1 protein-coding gene is annotated in these 1,045 nt (G+C 44.7%); it reads left to right on the top strand.

The genetic code is table 11. From position 1 onward, the window contains the following. A partial coding sequence (locus tag R7O12_RS26865; protein WP_318127112.1) for a histidine kinase dimerization/phospho-acceptor domain-containing protein occupies positions 1 to 1,045 on the top strand: 1,045 nt, incomplete at both ends.

A 1,045-nucleotide genomic window follows, 5' to 3' on the forward strand; every position in this document is an offset into this window, starting at 1 on the left:
AAAGAAAGAACTTCGAGCTCACTAAATCGTTGGTTGATATTGAAGTTGAAGCGGAAAAATTGGCTGATACCTTCGATAATGCCGTTTGGTTTCCCATCTCACCCAACCGCCAGAAAATACAACAGACGTTAGCCAAGTTTGAGCAACGAGTTATTCAAACCACTTCGCAATTAGACATGTTGATTGGGGTACAAGTCGAAAATCAATACGCTTTGCTGATGCTGTTGGACATCTATGAAGAGGAGTTTTCGACGCACATTGGTGAAACGCAATTAGATAAACATTACGTCGAGTTTTTTAGCCGCGACTTAGTGAATCAAAGTGGGGAGCAAAGCGAAAGTGGCGCGAACTTTTTGGGGCGCTTACATGAAAGCGATAAAAAAATCGAGCTGTTGACCAATGAGCTACTGGATCACAACTACTTTGTGTTTGTGGAAGAGGCCGAGCACTCACTTCTTGTTCTCGCCCAAAATGAGGCGCGCTTCACTTGGCTGTTTGTTTTTGTCGCAGTGATGTTGTTAGTCGGGTCGTTCTTGTATCAACTGCAATACCGAATGCACAACTTGAAGCAGCTTAACTCGGAGTTGGAAGCCGAGACGGACAAAGCAGAGCGAGCGGCGAAGGCTAAATCCAGCTTTCTTGCTGCAATGAGTCACGAATTAAGAACGCCAATGAATGGTGTGCTCGGGATTTCTCAGTTGATTGCAGAGGAAACCAAAGAGCCCGTCACCAAAGAGCACATTAAGGTGATTCTGGATTCAGGGCAGCATTTAATGACTATCCTCAACGACATCTTGGACTTTTCTAAAGTTGAGGAAAATAAGCTAGAACTGGAAAAAGCCCCGTTTCATCTTGAACAAGTCTTAACTCCGGTTTGCAGCGCCATACAACCGTTAATAGATGAAAAAAGCATTGAGCTGATTGTTGAGAACGACGTTCCGAACAACACCGAGTTCACAGGCGATTGTGCTCGACTTCGCCAAATTCTGTTTAATTTGGCGGGTAACGCCGTGAAGTTTACCAATGAAGGGCACGTACTGATTCG

The organism is Vibrio sp. Vb1574 (genome assembly GCF_033338675.1).